At 40.9% G+C, this 18,410-nt stretch carries 18 protein-coding genes; all 18 read left to right on the top strand.

All coding sequences use genetic code 11. The features are described 5' to 3' along the window. Positions 1-116: 116 nt before the first annotated feature. The 18 genes from ACQKIC_RS19055 to rpmC all read left to right on the top strand — a co-directional run bounded on the left by ACQKIC_RS19055 (position 117) and on the right by rpmC (position 18,408). Positions 117-722 (top strand): class I SAM-dependent methyltransferase, encoded by a 606-nt coding sequence (locus ACQKIC_RS19055; protein ID WP_402875762.1) that lies wholly within the window; start codon positions 117-119, stop codon positions 720-722. A gap of 240 nt (positions 723-962) precedes the next feature. Then, on the top strand, positions 963-4,532 hold the full coding sequence (rpoB, locus tag ACQKIC_RS19050) for a DNA-directed RNA polymerase subunit beta (protein WP_402875722.1): 3,570 nt from the start codon (positions 963-965) through the stop codon (positions 4,530-4,532). Positions 4,533-4,712: 180 nt separating this feature from the next. After that, complete coding sequence (gene rpoC, locus ACQKIC_RS19045; protein WP_402875721.1) at positions 4,713-8,306, top strand: DNA-directed RNA polymerase subunit beta'; 3,594 nt, start codon at positions 4,713-4,715, stop codon at positions 8,304-8,306. A 292-nt stretch (positions 8,307-8,598) separates the two neighbouring features. Further along, positions 8,599-8,847: a 50S ribosomal protein L7ae-like protein gene (locus ACQKIC_RS19040; RefSeq protein WP_402875719.1), complete on the top strand. Its 249-nt coding sequence runs from the start codon at positions 8,599-8,601 to the stop codon at positions 8,845-8,847. Between the two features lie 104 nt (positions 8,848-8,951). Beyond that, positions 8,952-9,374: a 30S ribosomal protein S12 gene (gene rpsL / locus ACQKIC_RS19035; RefSeq protein WP_402875717.1), complete on the top strand. Its 423-nt coding sequence runs from the start codon at positions 8,952-8,954 to the stop codon at positions 9,372-9,374. Between the two features lie 21 nt (positions 9,375-9,395). Next, positions 9,396-9,866, top strand: a complete 471-nt coding sequence (gene rpsG, locus ACQKIC_RS19030) for a 30S ribosomal protein S7 (RefSeq protein ID WP_402875716.1) — start codon at positions 9,396-9,398, stop codon at positions 9,864-9,866. 44 nt (positions 9,867-9,910) lie between these two features. Further along, positions 9,911-11,989: an elongation factor G gene (fusA, locus tag ACQKIC_RS19025; RefSeq protein ID WP_402875714.1), complete on the top strand. Its 2,079-nt coding sequence runs from the start codon at positions 9,911-9,913 to the stop codon at positions 11,987-11,989. Between the two features lie 119 nt (positions 11,990-12,108). Beyond that, positions 12,109-13,296 carry an elongation factor Tu gene (tuf, locus tag ACQKIC_RS19020; protein ID WP_402875712.1) on the top strand — a complete coding sequence of 396 codons (1,188 nt, stop codon included), beginning with the start codon at positions 12,109-12,111 and terminating at the stop codon, positions 13,294-13,296. Between the two features lie 357 nt (positions 13,297-13,653). Next, positions 13,654-13,962 (top strand): 30S ribosomal protein S10, encoded by a 309-nt coding sequence (rpsJ, locus tag ACQKIC_RS19015; protein WP_402875709.1) that lies wholly within the window; start codon positions 13,654-13,656, stop codon positions 13,960-13,962. Between the two features lie 39 nt (positions 13,963-14,001). Beyond that, on the top strand, positions 14,002-14,631 hold the full coding sequence (gene rplC, locus ACQKIC_RS19010; RefSeq protein WP_402875708.1) for a 50S ribosomal protein L3: 630 nt from the start codon (positions 14,002-14,004) through the stop codon (positions 14,629-14,631). A gap of 25 nt (positions 14,632-14,656) precedes the next feature. Continuing rightward, a complete protein-coding gene (rplD, locus tag ACQKIC_RS19005; protein WP_402875706.1) occupies positions 14,657-15,280 on the top strand; it encodes a 50S ribosomal protein L4 in 624 nt (207 codons plus the stop codon). Beyond that, positions 15,280-15,564, top strand: a complete 285-nt coding sequence (gene rplW, locus ACQKIC_RS19000) for a 50S ribosomal protein L23 (protein WP_402875704.1) — start codon at positions 15,280-15,282, stop codon at positions 15,562-15,564. Before rplD ends, rplW begins: the two co-directional genes overlap by 1 nt. 26 nt (positions 15,565-15,590) lie before the next feature. Continuing rightward, complete coding sequence (rplB, locus tag ACQKIC_RS18995) at positions 15,591-16,421, top strand: 50S ribosomal protein L2 (RefSeq protein ID WP_402875702.1); 831 nt, start codon at positions 15,591-15,593, stop codon at positions 16,419-16,421. 60 nt (positions 16,422-16,481) lie between these two features. Continuing rightward, a complete protein-coding gene (gene rpsS, locus ACQKIC_RS18990; protein ID WP_034305018.1) occupies positions 16,482-16,760 on the top strand; it encodes a 30S ribosomal protein S19 in 279 nt (92 codons plus the stop codon). 17 nt (positions 16,761-16,777) lie between these two features. Next, a complete protein-coding gene (gene rplV, locus ACQKIC_RS18985; RefSeq protein WP_061440384.1) occupies positions 16,778-17,119 on the top strand; it encodes a 50S ribosomal protein L22 in 342 nt (113 codons plus the stop codon). 3 nt (positions 17,120-17,122) lie between these two features. Then, positions 17,123-17,779 carry a 30S ribosomal protein S3 gene (gene rpsC / locus ACQKIC_RS18980; protein WP_402875700.1) on the top strand — a complete coding sequence of 219 codons (657 nt, stop codon included), beginning with the start codon at positions 17,123-17,125 and terminating at the stop codon, positions 17,777-17,779. 1 nt (position 17,780) lies between these two features. Then, positions 17,781-18,215 carry a 50S ribosomal protein L16 gene (rplP, locus tag ACQKIC_RS18975; protein ID WP_402875698.1) on the top strand — a complete coding sequence of 145 codons (435 nt, stop codon included), beginning with the start codon at positions 17,781-17,783 and terminating at the stop codon, positions 18,213-18,215. Further along, positions 18,205-18,408 carry a 50S ribosomal protein L29 gene (gene rpmC, locus ACQKIC_RS18970; protein WP_034305010.1) on the top strand — a complete coding sequence of 68 codons (204 nt, stop codon included), beginning with the start codon at positions 18,205-18,207 and terminating at the stop codon, positions 18,406-18,408. The genes rplP and rpmC overlap by 11 nt, the downstream gene beginning before the upstream one ends. Positions 18,409-18,410 lie beyond the last annotated feature (2 nt).

Below are 18,410 nucleotides of genomic sequence, written 5' to 3'. Positions count from 1 at the left end.
AAAATGGTAGACGATTTAGTAAAGATGTACAAACTTTATGACAGGTAAGTATCCATTCTTCATATCTCTTCTCTCGTTAAATCTTCAATATTCCTTTCTGATAGGGGGAGATGACTCTGACAGAGCATTACTACTCACAAAAACCGGATGTCGAAAGCAATCCTAAATTTTGGGATTTTGTATTAAAAGGACGCACATTCCACTTTAAAAGTGATAATGGTGTTTTTTCAAAAAAAGAAGTTGATTTTGGTTCTCGTCTTTTGATAGAATCCTTCAATCTTAATAAAGCTGTAAAAGGGAATATTCTTGATGTTGGTTGCGGTTATGGCCCCATTGGAATATCAATTGCTGCGGCTTATCCCGAAAGAACGGTAGAAATGATAGATATAAATAGCCGGGCAGTTGAATTATCGAAGGAAAATGCCGCTACAAACGGAATCGCTAATGTTAAAGTGTACGAAAGCGACCGTTTTGAAAAGGTAGGATCTAAACAATTCGCTGCAATTCTTACGAACCCTCCCATTCGCGCAGGTAAAAGTGTAGTCCACGAAATTCTAGAAGAAAGTTATCGAAGTTTGGTGACTGGTGGAGAACTATGGGTTGTCATTCAAAAAAAGCAAGGCGCTCCTTCCGCCATGGATAAACTAGAGCTGTTATTTGGTAATGTCGAAGTGGCTGTAAAGAAAAAAGGCTACTACATACTATTATCCAAAAAAGTTTGACTCTAAATTTTCGCTATGTTAGTATTATAAAATGCATATATATAATTCCGTTACTATGCAATTTTTATACCATTGGTGTATAACCAATGGATAATATGGGAAAAATATATAAATAATAGTTCGTTTTATGAGAAATAGTGGTTTTTAAAATAAAAACCATTTTCTTTTTGTCTATGGATTAGATTGCTTTTTTCCGTGGCAAATAGATCCTTATAACGCTTGATTTAAGGGGTGAATCAGTTGACAGGTCAACTTGTTCAGTATGGACGACACCGCCAACGTAGAAGTTATGCAAGAATCAGTGAGGTTTTGGATCTTCCGAATCTGATTGAAATTCAAACGGCTTCTTATCAATGGTTTTTAGATGTAGGTTTAAAAGAAATGTTCCAGGACATTTCTCCTATTGAGGATTTTACAGGTAATTTGTCATTAGAATTCATCGATTACAGCCTTGCTGAACCGAAGTATTCTGTTGAAGAAACAAAAGAACGCGATGTTACGTATTCTGCACCACTTCGTGTGAAAGTGCGTCTTGTTAACAAAGAAACAGGGGAAGTAAAAGACCAAGATGTATTCATGGGTGACTTCCCACTTATGACTGAAACGGGCACGTTTGTCATCAATGGTGCTGAACGTGTAATCGTATCCCAATTAGTACGCTCACCGAGTGTTTACTATAATGGGAAAATGGATAAGAACGGTAAGTTAGGCTTCTCTGCGACCGTTATTCCTAACCGTGGTGCATGGCTCGAATATGAGACAGATGCCAAGGATGTAGTTTATGTTCGAATCGACCGCACTAGGAAATTACCTATCACGGTATTGATGCGTGCATTGGGCTTTGGAACTGATCAAGAGATCATTGATTTAATCGGTGATAATGAGTATCTTCGCAACACTCTTGAAAAAGACAACACGGAGAGTGTAGAAAAAGCATTGCTAGAAATCTATGAACGTCTTCGCCCGGGTGAACCACCTACAGTCGATAACGCGAAAAGTCTACTAGTATCCCGCTTTTTCGATCCAAAACGTTATGATCTAGCTAACGTAGGTCGTTATAAAATCAACAAAAAACTGCATATCAAGAATCGTCTATTCGGACAAAAGATCGCCGAGACTTTAATCGATCCTGAAACAGGGGAAATCATTGTCGAAAAGGGTACTTTGCTTGATAGAAGGACACTTGATAAAATTCTGCCTCATCTTGAAGCAGGAATCGGTTTTAAAACGTTCCACCCGTCTGGTGGCGTAGTCGAAGAAGAAACCCTTCTTCAACCAATCAAAGTCTTTGCTCCAAATGACGCTGAAGGCGAAAAAGTGATCAATATCATTGGTAATGCGTATGTAACCGATCAGGTTAAAAACATTACTCCAGCTGATATCATCTCTTCTATTAGCTATTTCTTTAACTTGCTTCATGGCGTGGGAATTACAGATGATATTGACCATCTAGGAAATCGTCGTCTGCGTTCCGTTGGTGAATTGCTGCAAAACCAATTCAGAATTGGTTTATCTCGTATGGAGCGTGTCGTGCGTGAAAGAATGTCTATTCAAGACACGAATACGATCACTCCACAGCAATTGATTAACATTCGTCCTGTTATAGCATCCATTAAAGAATTCTTTGGTAGCTCACAGCTTTCACAATTTATGGACCAAACGAACCCATTGGCCGAATTGACGCATAAACGTCGTCTATCTGCATTGGGACCTGGTGGTTTGACTCGTGAGCGTGCTGGTTTCGAAGTACGTGACGTTCATTACTCCCACTATGGCCGTATGTGTCCGATTGAAACGCCTGAGGGACCGAATATTGGATTGATTAACTCCCTATCAAGTTTTGCAAAGGTTAACCCTTATGGATTCATTGAAACACCATACCGACGTGTTGACCATGAGACAGGGAAAATTACGAGCAAAATCGATTACTTAACGGCTGATGAAGAAGATAACTACGTAGTTGCCCAAGCGAATGTTCGTCTATCCGATGATGGAACATTCCTTGATGATATGGTTGTTGCACGTTTCCGCGGTGAAAATACCGTTGTTCCGCGTGACCGCGTAGATTATATGGACGTATCGCCTAAACAAGTCGTATCTGCAGCGACAGCATGTATTCCTTTCTTGGAAAATGATGACTCCAACCGTGCCCTAATGGGAGCGAACATGCAACGTCAAGCAGTACCTTTATTACAACCAGAGGCACCAAGAGTTGGAACAGGTATGGAATATGTTTCAGCGAAAGACTCTGGGGCAGCTGTCATCTGTAAACACCCTGGTATCGTCGAACACGTGGAATCACGTGAAGTATGGGTACGCCGGGTAAGTGAGGTTGACGGTCAACAAGTAAAAGGAAACCTTGATAAATACCGTTTATTAAAATTCATTCGTTCTAACCAAGGAACGTGTTATAACCAACGTCCTATCGTTAGTGTTGGTGACAATGTTGTCAAAGGTGAAATTCTTGCCGATGGTCCTTCAATGGAAAAAGGTGAATTAGCACTTGGACGAAATGTATTAGTTGCCTTCATGACTTGGGATGGATACAACTATGAAGATGCCATCATCATGAGTGAACGTCTAGTTAAAGATGATGTGTACACTTCCATCCATATTGAAGAATATGAATCTGAGTCTCGCGATACGAAATTGGGACCTGAAGAAATCACTCGTGATATTCCGAACGTCGGAGAAGATGCGCTTCGCAACCTTGATGAGCGTGGAATAATCCGTGTCGGTGCTGAAGTAAAAGACGGTGACCTTCTAGTAGGTAAAGTAACTCCTAAAGGGGTAACGGAACTAACGGCGGAAGAACGTCTCTTACATGCAATCTTTGGTGAAAAAGCGCGCGAAGTACGGGATACATCATTGCGTGTTCCCCACGGCGGCGGCGGAATCGTCCTCGATGTTAAAGTGTTTAACAGAGAAGATGGCGACGAGCTACCACCTGGTGTAAATCAACTTGCACGTGTATATATCGTTCAAAAACGTAAAATACATGAAGGCGATAAAATGGCCGGACGTCATGGTAACAAAGGTGTAATCTCAAGGATCCTTCCTGAAGAAGATATGCCTTACATGCCTGATGGAACACCGGTTGACATCATGTTAAACCCACTGGGTGTACCTTCCCGTATGAATATCGGTCAGGTACTTGAGCTTCACTTAGGTATGGCAGCCCGTGCACTAGGCATTCACGTAGCATCACCGGTATTTGATGGAGCTACTGAGGAAGACGTTTGGAGTACGATCGAAGAAGCTGGCATGTCACGTGATGCAAAAACGGTACTTTACGATGGCCGTTCAGGTGAAGCATTCGATAACCGTGTGTCTGTTGGTGTCATGTACATGATTAAACTTGCACATATGGTTGATGATAAACTTCATGCTCGTTCAACTGGACCTTACTCCCTTGTTACGCAACAACCACTTGGTGGTAAAGCGCAATTCGGTGGACAACGTTTTGGTGAGATGGAAGTATGGGCACTTGAAGCATATGGAGCTGCTTATACATTACAAGAAATCCTTACCGTTAAATCAGATGATGTCGTGGGCCGTGTGAAAACATACGAAGCGATTGTCAAAGGCGAAAATGTCCCTGAGCCTGGTGTCCCTGAGTCATTCAAAGTATTGATTAAGGAACTTCAAAGCTTAGGATTAGATGTTAAAATCATGAATGCTGAAGACCGCGAAATTGAAATGCGTGATTTAGAAGATGAAGAAGACCCTAATCAGTCAGACAAATTAAGCCTAGATGCAGAAACAAAAGATATGGTTGCTACTGAAGCAGGAGCACCATCAAAAGAGTAAATAATTTAAATAAATAAATCTATATATTATCAGCTCTGACTGGCAGCAAGGTTTTTCTTTAAAGATCCTGCTGCCTTGTCGGAGTCTTATTGATTCAATCACCCATCATCCGGTTTAGATTGCCCGAATGAATGAAGGCAATCAGGGTAAAACCTGGAGATTAAAAGGGAGGTAGGCCCCTTGTTAGATGTTAATAATTTTGAGTATATGAAAATTGGTCTTGCTTCACCAGACAAGATTCGTTCTTGGTCTCATGGGGAAGTTAAAAAACCAGAAACAATCAACTATCGTACGTTAAAACCAGAAAAAGACGGTTTATTCTGTGAGAGAATTTTCGGACCTCAAAAGGACTGGGAATGTCACTGTGGTAAATATAAACGTGTTCGTTATAAAGGCGTAGTTTGTGACCGTTGTGGGGTTGAAGTCACGCGTGCTAAAGTCCGTCGTGAACGAATGGGTCATATTGAGCTGGCAGCACCAGTTTCACATATTTGGTATTTCAAAGGAATTCCGAGTCGTATGGGTCTTGTCCTGGATATGTCTCCACGGGCATTAGAAGAAGTTATTTACTTCGCATCTTATGTGGTAACTGAAACTGGCGATACAACTTTAGAAAAGAAACAACTTCTTTCTGAAAAAGAATATCGTACATACCGTGAAAAATACGGTAAGAAGTTCCAAGCTGCAATGGGTGCGGAAGCTATTAAAAAACTTTTACAAGACATTGATACGGAAAAAGAAGTAGAAACGTTGAAAGAAGAGCTTAAGACAGCTCAAGGACAACGTAGAACTCGTGCAATCAAACGCTTGGAAGTATTAGAAGCCTTCCGTAATTCTGGTAACGAGCCTTCATGGATGATTCTTGATGTGCTTCCAGTTATACCACCAGAACTTCGTCCAATGGTTCAATTAGATGGCGGTCGTTTTGCGACATCTGACTTAAATGATCTATATCGTCGTGTTATTAACCGTAACAATCGTTTGAAAAGATTGCTTGATCTTGGCGCTCCAAGCATTATCGTCCAAAATGAAAAGCGTATGCTTCAAGAAGCCGTTGACGCTTTAATCGATAATGGACGTCGTGGTCGCCCAGTAACTGGCCCGGGTAACCGCCCATTGAAATCTTTATCACACATGTTAAAAGGTAAACAAGGTCGTTTCCGTCAGAACCTTCTTGGTAAACGTGTCGATTACTCTGGTCGTTCTGTAATCGTAGTTGGTCCTAACCTGAAAATGTACCAATGTGGTCTGCCGAAAGAGATGGCGATTGAATTATTCAAACCATTCGTTATGAAGGAACTCGTTCAAAGAGGATTAGCTCATAACATCAAATCTGCAAAACGAAAAATTGAACGACTATCTCCTGAGATTTGGGATGTACTTGAAGAAGTCATTAGGGAGCATCCAGTATTACTTAACCGTGCACCAACTCTTCATAGACTTGGTATTCAAGCGTTTGAGCCAACATTGGTTGAAGGCCGTGCAATTCGTTTGCATCCGTTAGTATGTACAGCATATAACGCTGACTTTGATGGTGACCAAATGGCCGTCCACGTTCCTTTATCTTCTGAAGCTCAAGCTGAAGCACGTATGCTAATGCTTGCTGCCCAGAATATCTTGAATCCTAAAGATGGAAAACCAGTCGTTACTCCTTCTCAAGATATGGTATTAGGTAACTACTACCTAACATTAGAAAGAGAAGGCGCTATCGGTGAAGGTATGATCTTTAAAGATACTAGTGAAGCGTTGCTTGCATACCAAAATGGTTATGTTCACTTACATTCTCGTTGCGCAGTGCATGCATCATCACTGAATAATGAAACGTTCACGGAAGAACAAAACAGCCAGCTTCTAATCACTACCGTTGGTAAATTGGTCTTTAATGAAATTTTGCCAAAATCATTCCCATATATTAACGAACCTACACGTTATAACTTGGAAACTAAAACTCCAGAGAAATATTTCGTGGAAAAAGGCGCTAATATCCCTGAATTGATTAAAGCACAACCAGCTATTGATCCATTCAAGAAGAAAATTCTTGGTAATATCATTGCGGAAGTGTTTAAACGTTTCAAAATCACCGAAACATCTAAAATGCTTGACCGGATGAAAAATCTTGGATTCAAATATTCGACAAAAGCAGGTATCACTGTTGGTGTAGCTGATATTGTTGTATTAAAAGAAAAACAAGAAATCATTACGGAAGCTCAAACAAAAGTGGATAACGTCCTAAAACAATTTAGACGTGGTCTAATTACCGAAGATGAGCGTTATGATCGCGTCATTTCGATCTGGAGCGCAGCAAAAGATACTATTCAGTCTAAACTGATGAAATCTCTTGACCGACGCAATCCGATCTTCATGATGAGTGACTCCGGTGCCCGTGGTAATGCTTCCAACTTCACGCAGCTTGCGGGTATGCGTGGACTGATGGCCAACCCGGCTGGACGTATCATCGAATTACCGATCAAATCAAGTTTCCGTGAAGGTTTAACAGTGTTAGAGTACTTTATCTCTACACATGGTGCTCGTAAAGGTCTTGCCGATACAGCCCTTAAAACTGCCGATTCTGGTTACCTTACACGTCGTCTAGTAGACGTAGCCCAAGATGTTATCATCCGTGATGATGACTGTGGAACAGACCGCGGCTTGAAAATTTCTGCCTTGAGAGAGGGAACAGAAATAATCGAGCATCTTGAAGAACGTTTAATTGGCCGATATGCAAGAAAAGCCATTAGACATCCAGAAACAGATGAAGTAATTGTGGCTGAAAATGACCTTATCACTGAGGATCTAGCAGCTTATATTGCATCTCTAGGTATTGAAACTGCATGGATTCGCTCTGCCTTTACATGTAACACCAGTCATGGTGTATGTAAGAAATGTTACGGACGTAACTTGGCTACCGGTCAGGAAGTTGAAGTGGGAGAAGCAGTTGGTATCATTGCTGCCCAATCAATCGGTGAACCTGGTACTCAGTTAACAATGCGTACATTCCATACAGGTGGGGTTGCCGGAGACGATATTACTCAAGGTTTACCTCGTATCCAAGAAATATTTGAAGCGAGAAACCCTAAAGGTCAAGCAGTTATTTCTGAAATTGAGGGAACTATCGTTTCAATCAATGAAATCCGCGATAAACAACAAGAAATCGTGGTCCAAGGTGCGGTTGAATCACGTACTTATACAGCGCCATACACAGCGCGTTTAAGAGTGTCTGTTGATACTTTCGTTCGTCGAGGCGAGGAGTTAACAGAGGGTTCTATCGATCCTAAAGAATTGTTGAAAGTTACGGATGTTCTTACTGTTCAGGAATACCTACTTCATGAAGTACAGAAAGTATACCGGATGCAAGGGGTAGAAATCGGCGATAAACATATCGAGGTTATGGTTAGACAAATGATGCGTAAAGTTCGTGTTCTTGATGCAGGGGAAACTGAAGTTCTTCCAGGTACGCTATTGGATGTTAACCAGTTCACCGTGGCAAACACAAACGCATTGCTAACCAGCAAGCTACCTGCTACAGGTCGTCCTGTATTACTAGGAATTACAAAAGCATCACTTGAAACGGATTCCTTCTTGTCTGCAGCATCATTCCAAGAAACAACTAGAGTATTAACTGATGCAGCAATTAAAGGAAAACGCGACGAATTGCTTGGACTGAAAGAAAATGTTATCATCGGTAAACTTGTTCCAGCTGGAACAGGTATGCCTCGCTACAGAAAAGCTAACCCTGTTGTCGTAGAGAATCCTGAGACAGTATCGGTTGACTAAAGGATAATTAGACCCAGCTCATATAAATACTGAAGAACTTGATCCCCCTAACGATATTGGGGGATTGAGGTTCGGATTAAATGAGCTGGTTTCTTTTTATTAATAAAGAGTAATCAGTAAAAAACTAGTTATGATAGAACCAATTTGGTAGACTTAAAAACCTATAGAATGATTTAACTGGAAAACCTTTTGCTTAAATATTTTTTTGAAACAAGTTGACAGCATCTGACTAAAAATGATACTATAGCAAAGGTGCTCCTATGTTACCCTGTAACTTTGGAGGATATGGACCATGTCTTATGAAAAAGTAATACAGGCAAAGTCAGTGGTTATAGGAACGAAACAAACAGTTAGAGCTTTGAAGAACAATTTAATTCAAGAAGTTATCATCGCTGATGATGCAGATATATACTTGACTGGGCGTGTTGTTGAGACCGCTAAACTAGTGGATGTTCCTATCACATATGTTGATTCGATGAAAATGCTTGGAAAAGCATGTGGTATTGATGTCGGAGCAGCAACTGTTGCCATTAAAAAGTAAAAATGTTTTTGCAATACTATTTGCAAGGACTTTGTTTTTACCCATTTATGAACCACCTGGATGTGTGGTACTAGACATGAAATTGCGAAGGGAGGAAAAATGTAATGCCTACTATTAATCAATTAGTGCGTAAAGGACGCGAGTCTAAAGAGGTTAAATCTAACTCTCCAGCACTTAACAAAGGCTACAACAGCTTTAAGAAAGCACAAACTAACGTATCATCTCCGCAAAAACGTGGTGTTTGTACTCGTGTGGGAACTATGACACCGAAAAAACCAAACTCCGCTTTACGTAAATATGCGCGTGTACGTTTAACTAACGGTATCGAGGTAACAGCTTATATCCCAGGTATCGGTCACAACTTACAAGAACACAGCGTGGTACTAATCCGCGGTGGACGTGTAAAGGATTTACCAGGGGTACGTTACCATATCGTACGTGGTGCTCTTGATACAGCAGGAGTTAACAATCGTATGCAAAGCCGTTCTAAATACGGTACTAAGCGTCCGAAAGCAGCAAAAAAATAATCCGAGAAAGGAGGAAATATAATGCCTCGTAAAGGACCCGTAACAAAAAGAGATGTATTACCAGATCCAATTTATAAATCTAAACTTGTGACTCGCTTAATCAACAAATTAATGGTTGATGGACAAAGAGGAAAATCACAAAAAATACTTTACTCTGCATTTGAGTTAATTAAAGAACGTACTGGCAATGAGCCAATCGAAGTGTTTGATCAAGCACTTAAAAACATCATGCCTGTATTAGAAGTAAAAGCACGCCGTGTGGGTGGAGCTAACTACCAAGTACCAGTTGAGGTACGTCCAGACCGTAAATCAACTCTAGGTCTTCGTTGGTTAGTAAACTACTCTCGCCTTCGTGGAGAAAAAACGATGGAAGAGCGTTTAGCTTTCGAAATCATGGATGCTGCAAACAACACTGGAGCAGCTGTTAAGAAACGTGAAGATACGCACAAAATGGCAGAAGCTAACAAAGCATTTGCTCACTATCGCTGGTAAGATCAATAACAATAAAATCCTTATAATAGGAAGGAGAAAGACAAATGGCAAGAGAGTTCTCCTTAGCAAATACTCGTAATATCGGTATCATGGCACATATTGATGCTGGTAAAACGACTACAACAGAACGCGTTCTTTACTATACTGGTAAAATCCACAAAATTGGTGAAACACACGAAGGTGCTTCACAAATGGACTGGATGGAGCAAGAACAAGAACGTGGAATCACGATCACATCCGCTGCAACAACTGCACAGTGGAAAGGTCACCGCGTAAACATCATTGATACACCGGGACACGTAGACTTCACAGTTGAAGTTGAACGTTCTCTACGTGTACTTGATGGAGCTGTAGCTGTACTTGATGCCCAATCAGGTGTTGAGCCTCAAACTGAAACAGTTTGGCGCCAAGCTACAACATACGGTGTACCACGTGTCGTATTCGTTAACAAAATGGACAAAATCGGTGCGGATTTCCTTTATTCAGTAGGAACTATCCACGATCGTTTGCAAGCAAACGCTCATCCGGTCCAATTACCAATTGGTGCTGAAGATAATTTTTCCGCTATCATTGACTTAATTGAAATGAAAGCTCATTTCTACTCAAATGATTTAGGAACTGATATCACTGTTGGTGAAATTCCTGCAGAACACCTTGAATTAGCTGAAGAGTACCGTGAGAAATTAATCGAAGCGGTGGCTGAAGTTAATGAAGACTTAATGGAAAAATACCTTGGTGGCGAAGAAATCAGCATTGCTGAATTAAAAGCTGCTATCCGTACTGCAACCGTTAATGTTGAATTCTTCCCAGTTATCTGTGGTTCAGCGTTCAAAAATAAAGGTGTTCAATTAATGCTTGATAACGTTATTGACTTCCTTCCATCTCCATTAGACGTACCTGCAATCAAAGGTACTCTTCCGGATACTGAAGAAGAAGTAGAACGTCACTCAGATGATTCTGAACCGTTCTCTGCTTTAGCGTTTAAAGTTATGACAGACCCTTATGTTGGTAAGCTTACATTCTTCCGTGTGTACTCTGGTACATTAGAATCTGGATCATATGTAATCAACTCAACAAAAGGTAAACGTGAACGTATTGGACGTATCCTTCAAATGCATGCAAACAGCCGTGAAGAGATTTCTACAGTATATGCTGGGGATATCGCTGCAGCTGTTGGTTTGAAAGATACGACTACTGGTGATACACTATGTGATGATAAGGATCAAGTTATCCTTGAATCAATGGTATTCCCAGAACCAGTTATCTCACTTTCTGTTGAACCAAAATCGAAAGCAGACCAAGACAAAATGTCTCAAGCTTTACAAAAGCTTCAAGACGAAGATCCAACATTCCGTGCGCATACTGACCAAGAAACTGGTCAAACAATTATCGCTGGTATGGGTGAACTTCACTTGGACATCCTTGTTGACCGTATGCGTCGTGAATTCAGAGTGGAAGCTAACGTAGGTGCTCCTCAAGTTGCTTACCGTGAAACTTTCCGTGGTTCAGCTAAAGTTGAAGGTAAATTCGTTCGTCAATCTGGTGGACGTGGACAATTCGGACACGTTTGGATTGAATTTGGACCAAACGAAGAAGGTAAAGGATTCGAATTTGAAAATGCTATCGTCGGTGGTGTAGTACCTCGTGAGTATATTCCTGCAGTACAAGCTGGATTAGTTGATTCACTTGACCGTGGAGTACTTGCTGGTTACCCATTAGTTGATATTAAAGCAAAATTATTCGACGGATCTTACCATGACGTTGACTCCAATGAAATGGCATTTAAAATCGCTGCATCAATGGCGCTTAAAAATGCTGCTTCAAAATGTAAGCCGGTTATCCTTGAACCTATCATGAAAGTGGAAGTTGTAATCCCTGAAGATTACCTAGGCGATATCATGGGAGATATTACATCTCGTCGTGGACGCGTAGAAGGTTTGGAAGCTCGCGGAAACACTCAAATGGTTAAAGCGATGGTTCCACTATCCGAAATGTTCGGTTATGCAACTTCATTACGTTCAAACACTCAAGGACGCGGAACATTCTCTATGCACTTCGATCACTATGAAGAAGTACCTAAGAGCATTTCTGAAGAAATCATCAAAAAAAATAAAGGTGAATAATTGATTTTCATCTCTTATTAAAGTATAACTACTTATGTAAGCTGTGTTGGAAGAATTTATCTTCTTTCACAGCCCTTATATACTTAAACTATTTTTATATTTTTAAGGAGGAATTCCTAATGGGAAAAGCTAAATATGATCGTTCAAAACCGCATGTTAACGTTGGAACAATTGGACACGTTGACCATGGTAAAACAACTCTAACTGCTGCAATCACTACTGTACTTGCTAAAGCTGGTGGAGCAGAAGCACGCGCGTATGACCAAATTGATGGTGCACCAGAAGAAAGAGAACGTGGTATCACAATCTCTACTGCACACGTTGAGTACGAAACAGCTACTCGTCACTATGCACACGTTGACTGCCCAGGACATGCTGACTATGTTAAAAACATGATCACTGGTGCTGCACAAATGGATGGTGGTATCTTAGTAGTTTCTGCTGCTGATGGCCCAATGCCTCAAACTCGTGAGCACATCCTTCTTTCTAAACAAGTTGGTGTTCCTTTCCTAGTTGTATTCATGAACAAATGCGACATGGTTGATGACGAAGAACTTCTTGAATTAGTAGAAATGGAAATTCGTGATCTTCTTTCTGAATACGATTTCCCTGGCGATGACGTTCCAGTTATCAAAGGTTCTGCTCTTAAAGCTCTTGAAGGAGATGCTGCTTGGGAAGAAAAAATTCATGAATTAATGGCTGCTGTTGACGAGTACATTCCAGAACCAACTCGTGACACTGACAAACCATTCATGATGCCAGTTGAGGATGTATTCTCAATCACTGGTCGTGGAACAGTTGCTACAGGACGTGTTGAACGTGGACAAGTTAAAGTCGGTGACGTTGTAGACATCATCGGTTTCAACGACGAAGCAAAACCAACAACTGTAACTGGTGTTGAAATGTTCCGTAAACTTCTTGATTATGCTGAAGCTGGTGACAACATCGGAGCTCTACTTCGTGGTGTTGCTCGTGAAGATATCCAACGTGGACAAGTACTTGCTAAGCCAAATACAATCACTCCACACAGCAAATTCAAAGCTGAAGTTTATGTTCTTTCTAAAGAAGAAGGTGGACGTCATACTCCATTCTTCACAAACTACCGTCCGCAGTTCTACTTCCGTACAACTGACGTAACTGGTATTTGTAACCTTCCTGAAGGCGTAGAAATGGTTATGCCTGGAGATAACATTGAAATGTCAGTAGAACTTATCGCTCCTATCGCTATCGAAGAAGGTACTAAATTCTCTATCCGTGAGGGTGGACGTACTGTAGGCGCTGGTGTAGTTGCTACAATCCAAGAATAATCGATTCTAAATCGAATATTGGAAGGGACGCCTTCCGGAAGAAGCAGATGGGACGCCGTCTGCTTCTTTTTTTTGCCTTTAGGATTATAATAGAAGAAACTGGTTAGAAATAGAGATATAGAATCTACTTGTAAATCCTAAAGATTGTATGTATAATAATAAAAGTGTGTTGCACAAGAAAGATTTAAGTTTAACTTGCATTTAACTTGTGTGTTATGTATAATAGACAATGTTGGTCTTTGACTGCGATGATATGGAAGGTTGCTGACACACCCGGCCGCTTTGCCATGGCGAGTGTGTGGGAAATTTCCATTGAGAAGGTCTATTTTATAAAATAGGCGAAAAGGAGGGAAAATTATGGCAAAACAAAAAATTCGTATTCGTTTGAAAGCATATGATCACAGAATCCTTGATCAATCTGCTGAGAAAATTGTTGAAACTGCAAAACGTTCTGGTGCGACTGTTGCTGGTCCAATTCCATTGCCAACTGAAAGATCTATCTATACGGTCCTTCGTGCGGTTCATAAATACAAAGACTCTCGCGAACAATTCGAAATGCGTACGCATAAACGTCTAATCGATATCGTTAATCCAACTCCGCAAACAGTTGATTCATTGATGCGTTTAGATTTACCGTCAGGCGTTGACATCGAAATTAAATTATAATTTATATAATAAGAACAATTACTCTAGGAGGTGTGACTTATGACCAAAGGAATCTTAGGAAGAAAAATCGGTATGACTCAAGTTTTTGCTGAAAATGGCGAACTTATCCCGGTAACAGTAATCGAAGCTGCTAACAATGTAGTACTTCAAAAGAAAACTGTTGAAACTGACGGTTATGAAGCAATTCAAGTTGGTTTTGAAAACAAACGCGAAAAGCTTTCTAACAAACCTGAAAAGGGACACGTTGAAAAAGCAAATACTACTCCTAAGCGCTTCATTCGCGAATTCCGCGGAACGGATCTTGCTTCATACGAGATCGGTCAAGAAGTCAATGTTAGTATTTTCGCTGAAGGCGATTTAGTAGATGTAATAGGAATTTCAAAAGGTAAAGGTTTCCAAGGTGCTATTAAACGCCACGGACAATCTCGCGGACCGATGACTCATGGTTCTCGTTACCACCGTCGCCCAGGTTCAATGGGTCCTGTTGCTCCAAACCGCGTATTCAAAGGTAAACTATTACCAGGACGTATGGGTGGGGAACAAGTTACTGTTCAAAACTTAGCTATCGTTAAAGTTGATGTTGAACGTAATCTACTATTGGTCAAAGGTAATGTACCTGGTGCTAGAAAAGCGCTGATCAAAGTTAAAACTGCTGTTAAAGCAAAGTAATTTCTGAGAAAGGAGGAGCAATAGAATGCCAAAAGTTACATTGTTCAACCAAACAGGTTCACAAGTTGGCGACATCGAGCTAAACGAATCCATCTTTGGTATCGAACCTAATAATCATGTATTATTTGAAGCAATCATCATGCAACGAGCTTCCTTACGTCAAGGAACTCATAAAGTTAAAAACCGTTCTGAAGTTGCAGGCGGTGGACGTAAACCTTGGAAACAAAAAGGAACTGGACGTGCGCGTCAAGGTTCTATCCGTTCTCCACAATGGCGTGGCGGTGGTATCGTTTTTGGACCAACTCCAAGATCATACTCTTACAAGTTGCCTAAAAAGGTACGTCGCTTAGCTATTAAATCTGCATTGTCTGCAAAGGCATTGGAAGAAAACATCTTAGTACTTGAAAGCTTGACTTTCGAAGCTCCAAAAACGAAAGAATTTGTAGCTGTACTAAAAAATCTTTCTGTAGATACTAAAACGTTGATCGTTACTGACGGTTTAGATGAGAAGGTTGCTCTTTCTGCACGTAACATCCCAGGTGTTACTGTGGTTGAAGCTGTTGGTCTTAATGTTCTTGATGTTGTTTCACACAACAAATTGATCTTGACTAAATCAGCTGTCGAAAAAGTAGAGGAGGTGCTTGCATAATGGATGCACGCGATATCATTAAGCGCCCCGTAATCACAGAAGCTTCTTCAGACGCTATGGCTGAAAAGAAGTATACTTTTGAAGTTGATGTTAGAGCTAACAAAACTCAAGTTAAAGATGCGGTTCAAGAAGTTTTCGGCGTAAAAGTTGAAAAGGTAAATATCATGAACTACAAAGGTAAATTCAAACGCATGGGCAAACATGCAGGCTATACTAACAAGCGCCGTAAAGCTATTGTTAAATTAACTGCTGACAGCAAAGAAATCGAGCTATTCGAAGCTTAATTCATTAGAGAAGGAGGGAAATACAAATGGCGATTAAGAAGTATAAACCTACCTCTAACGGTCGACGTAATATGACAACTTCGGATTTTGCTGAGATTACTACAGACAAACCCGAAAAATCATTACTTGCTCCTTTACACAATAAAGGCGGCCGTAATAACCAAGGTAAGTTAACAGTTCGTCATCAAGGTGGCGGCCACAAGCGTCAATACCGTATCATCGATTTCAAACGGAATAAAGATGGTATACCAGGACGCGTTGCTACTATTGAGTACGATCCAAATCGTTCTGCAAACATTGCATTAATTAATTACGTTGATGGAGAAAAACGTTATATCCTAGCTCCTAAAAACCTAGAAGTAGGTTTGGAAGTTATGTCTGGCCCAGAAGCCGATATTAAAGTGGGTAACGCACTTCCTCTAATTAACATCCCAGTTGGTACAGTAATTCATAACATCGAATTAAAACCAGGAAAAGGTGGACAATTAGTCCGTTCTGCAGGTACATCTGCACAAGTACTTGGTAAAGAAGGTCGTTATGTTCTTGTACGTTTAAATTCTGGTGAGGTTCGTATGATTCTTGCTACTTGCCGTGCTACAATCGGTCAAGTTGGTAACGAACAACATGAACTTATCAACATTGGTAAAGCTGGTCGTAATCGTTGGTTAGGTAAACGCCCAACTGTACGTGGATCAGTAATGAACCCGAATGATCACCCACACGGTGGTGGTGAAGGTAAAGCACCAATCGGACGTAAATCACCAATGTCTCCTTGGGGTAAACCAACTCTTGGATTCAAAACACGTAAGAAGAAAAATAAATCCGATAAATTTATCGTTCGTCGTCGTAAAAAATAACGGGGTTGAGCTACGGTTCATTAATCGGACCGTAGAACGATCACGAAGGGAGGTACTCGCATGGGTCGTAGCTTAAAAAAAGGGCCTTTTGTTGATGATCATTTATTGGTAAAAGTTGAAAAATTAAATGAAGCAGACAAGAAACAGGTAGTAAAAACTTGGTCTCGTCGCTCAACAATCTTCCCGCAATTCATCGGACATACAATCGCTGTTTATGACGGTCGTAAGCATGTGCCGGTTTATGTAACAGAAGACATGGTAGGTCACAAACTAGGCGAATTCGCGCCTACACGCACTTATAAAGGTCACGCAAGTGATGACAAGAAAACAAGACGTTAATGAGAGGAGGGCATCTCATGCAAGCAAAAGCTGTCGCTAGAACAGTTCGTATTGCTCCTCGTAAAGTGCGTTTAGTCGCAGACTTAATTCGAGGAAAACAAGTAGGTGAAGCAGTAGCGATTCTTCGCTTAACACCAAAATCTGCTTCTCCAGTCGTAGAAAAAATTCTGAAATCTGCTATCGCAAATGCAGAACATAACTACGAAATGGATATCAATAACCTAGTCGTTTCAGAGGCATACGTTAACGAAGGACCAACATTAAAACGTTTCCGTCCTCGCGCTCAAGGTCGTGCGAGTGCAATTAACAAACGTACTAGTCATATTACAATCGTTGTATCAGAAAAGAAGGAGGGGTAATCTGTGGGTCAAAAGGTAAATCCAGTCGGTATGCGTATCGGGATCATCCGTGATTGGGAATCCAAATGGTACGCTGATAAAGACTACGCAGTTCTTTTGCATGAAGACCTTAGAGTTCGTGAGTATATCGCGAAACGTCTAAGTGATGCTTCTGTATCCAAGGTTGAAATCGAACGTGCAGCTAACCGCATCAATGTATCAGTTCATACTGCTAAACCAGGTATGGTTATCGGTAAGGGCGGCACTGAAGTTGAAGCACTTCGTAAAGCATTAAACCAATTAACTGGCAAAAGAGTTCACATCAATATCATCGAAATCAAAAGAGCAGATCTTGATGCGAAATTGGTTGCTGAGAACATCGCTCGTCAATTAGAAAATCGTGTTTCATTCCGTCGTGCTCAAAAACAAGCTATTCAACGTACAATGCGTTCAGGCGCTAAAGGAATCAAAACTCAAGTTTCTGGTCGTCTTGGCGGTGCAGATATTGCTCGTGCTGAACACTACAGCGAGGGAACAGTTCCACTTCACACACTTCGTGCTGACATAGATTATGCTCATGCTGAAGCAGATACTACTTACGGGAAGCTAGGCGTGAAAGTTTGGATCTACCGTGGAGAAGTTCTTCCTACTAAGAAGAAATCTGAGGAAGGAGGAAAATAATATGTTATTGCCAAAACGCGTAAAATACCGTCGTGAACATCGCGGTAAGATGAGAGGGATGGCTAAAGGCGGACGTGAAGTTCATTTCGGAGAATTTGGACTTCAAGCTCAAGAAGCTTCCTGGATCACTAACCGTCAAATCGAAGCAGCTCGTGTAGCGATGACTCGTTACATGAAGCGTGGAGGTAAAGTTTGGATCAAGATCTTCCCAAGCAAACCTTACACTGCTAAGCCGCTTGAAGTACGGATGGGTTCCGGTAAAGGTGCTCCTGAAGGTTGGGTAGCAGTCGTTAAACCGGGCAAAGTATTGTTTGAAATCTCTGGTGTATCTGAAGAGGTGGCAAGAGAAGCATTGCGCCTTGCAGCACACAAACTTCCAATCAAATGTAAGTTTGTAAAAAGAGAGGAAATTGGTGGTGAAACAAATGAAAGCTAATGAAATCAAAGATCTAACCACTGCTGAAATTGAACAAAAACTAAAATCTCTTAAAGAAGAACTATTTAATCTTCGTTTCCAGTTAGCTACTGGACAACTTGAAAATACAGCTCGCATCCGTGAAGTTCGCAAATCGATCGCTCGTATGAAAACAGTTGTTCGTCAAAGAGAGATCGGTGTCACTAATCGATAATG

This window comes from Peribacillus sp. NPDC046944, from assembly GCF_050272735.1.
Lineage (GTDB): Bacteria > Bacillota > Bacilli > Bacillales > DSM-1321 > Peribacillus.
Note: the sequence above shows the minus strand (reverse complement) of the source record. Positions and strands in the feature narration are given on the sequence as shown.

Excerpts from the sequence above, each read along its gene's own strand:
- rplP (WP_402875698.1), top strand. The coding sequence starts at position 17,781 with ATGTTATTGCCAAAACGCGTAAAATACCGTCGTGAACATCGCGGTAAG.
- rplV (WP_061440384.1), top strand. The coding sequence starts at position 16,778 with ATGCAAGCAAAAGCTGTCGCTAGAACAGTTCGTATTGCTCCTCGTAAA.
- rplD (WP_402875706.1), top strand. The coding sequence starts at position 14,657 with ATGCCAAAAGTTACATTGTTCAACCAAACAGGTTCACAAGTTGGCGAC.
- rpsL (WP_402875717.1), top strand. The coding sequence starts at position 8,952 with ATGCCTACTATTAATCAATTAGTGCGTAAAGGACGCGAGTCTAAAGAG.
- ACQKIC_RS19040 (WP_402875719.1), top strand. The coding sequence starts at position 8,599 with ATGTCTTATGAAAAAGTAATACAGGCAAAGTCAGTGGTTATAGGAACG.
- rplB (WP_402875702.1), top strand. The coding sequence starts at position 15,591 with ATGGCGATTAAGAAGTATAAACCTACCTCTAACGGTCGACGTAATATG.
- rpmC (WP_034305010.1), top strand. The coding sequence starts at position 18,205 with ATGAAAGCTAATGAAATCAAAGATCTAACCACTGCTGAAATTGAACAA.
- fusA (WP_402875714.1), top strand. The coding sequence starts at position 9,911 with ATGGCAAGAGAGTTCTCCTTAGCAAATACTCGTAATATCGGTATCATG.
- rpsJ (WP_402875709.1), top strand. The coding sequence starts at position 13,654 with ATGGCAAAACAAAAAATTCGTATTCGTTTGAAAGCATATGATCACAGA.
- rpsG (WP_402875716.1), top strand. The coding sequence starts at position 9,396 with ATGCCTCGTAAAGGACCCGTAACAAAAAGAGATGTATTACCAGATCCA.
- tuf (WP_402875712.1), top strand. The coding sequence starts at position 12,109 with ATGGGAAAAGCTAAATATGATCGTTCAAAACCGCATGTTAACGTTGGA.
- rplC (WP_402875708.1), top strand. The coding sequence starts at position 14,002 with ATGACCAAAGGAATCTTAGGAAGAAAAATCGGTATGACTCAAGTTTTT.
- rplW (WP_402875704.1), top strand. The coding sequence starts at position 15,280 with ATGGATGCACGCGATATCATTAAGCGCCCCGTAATCACAGAAGCTTCT.
- rpsS (WP_034305018.1), top strand. The coding sequence starts at position 16,482 with ATGGGTCGTAGCTTAAAAAAAGGGCCTTTTGTTGATGATCATTTATTG.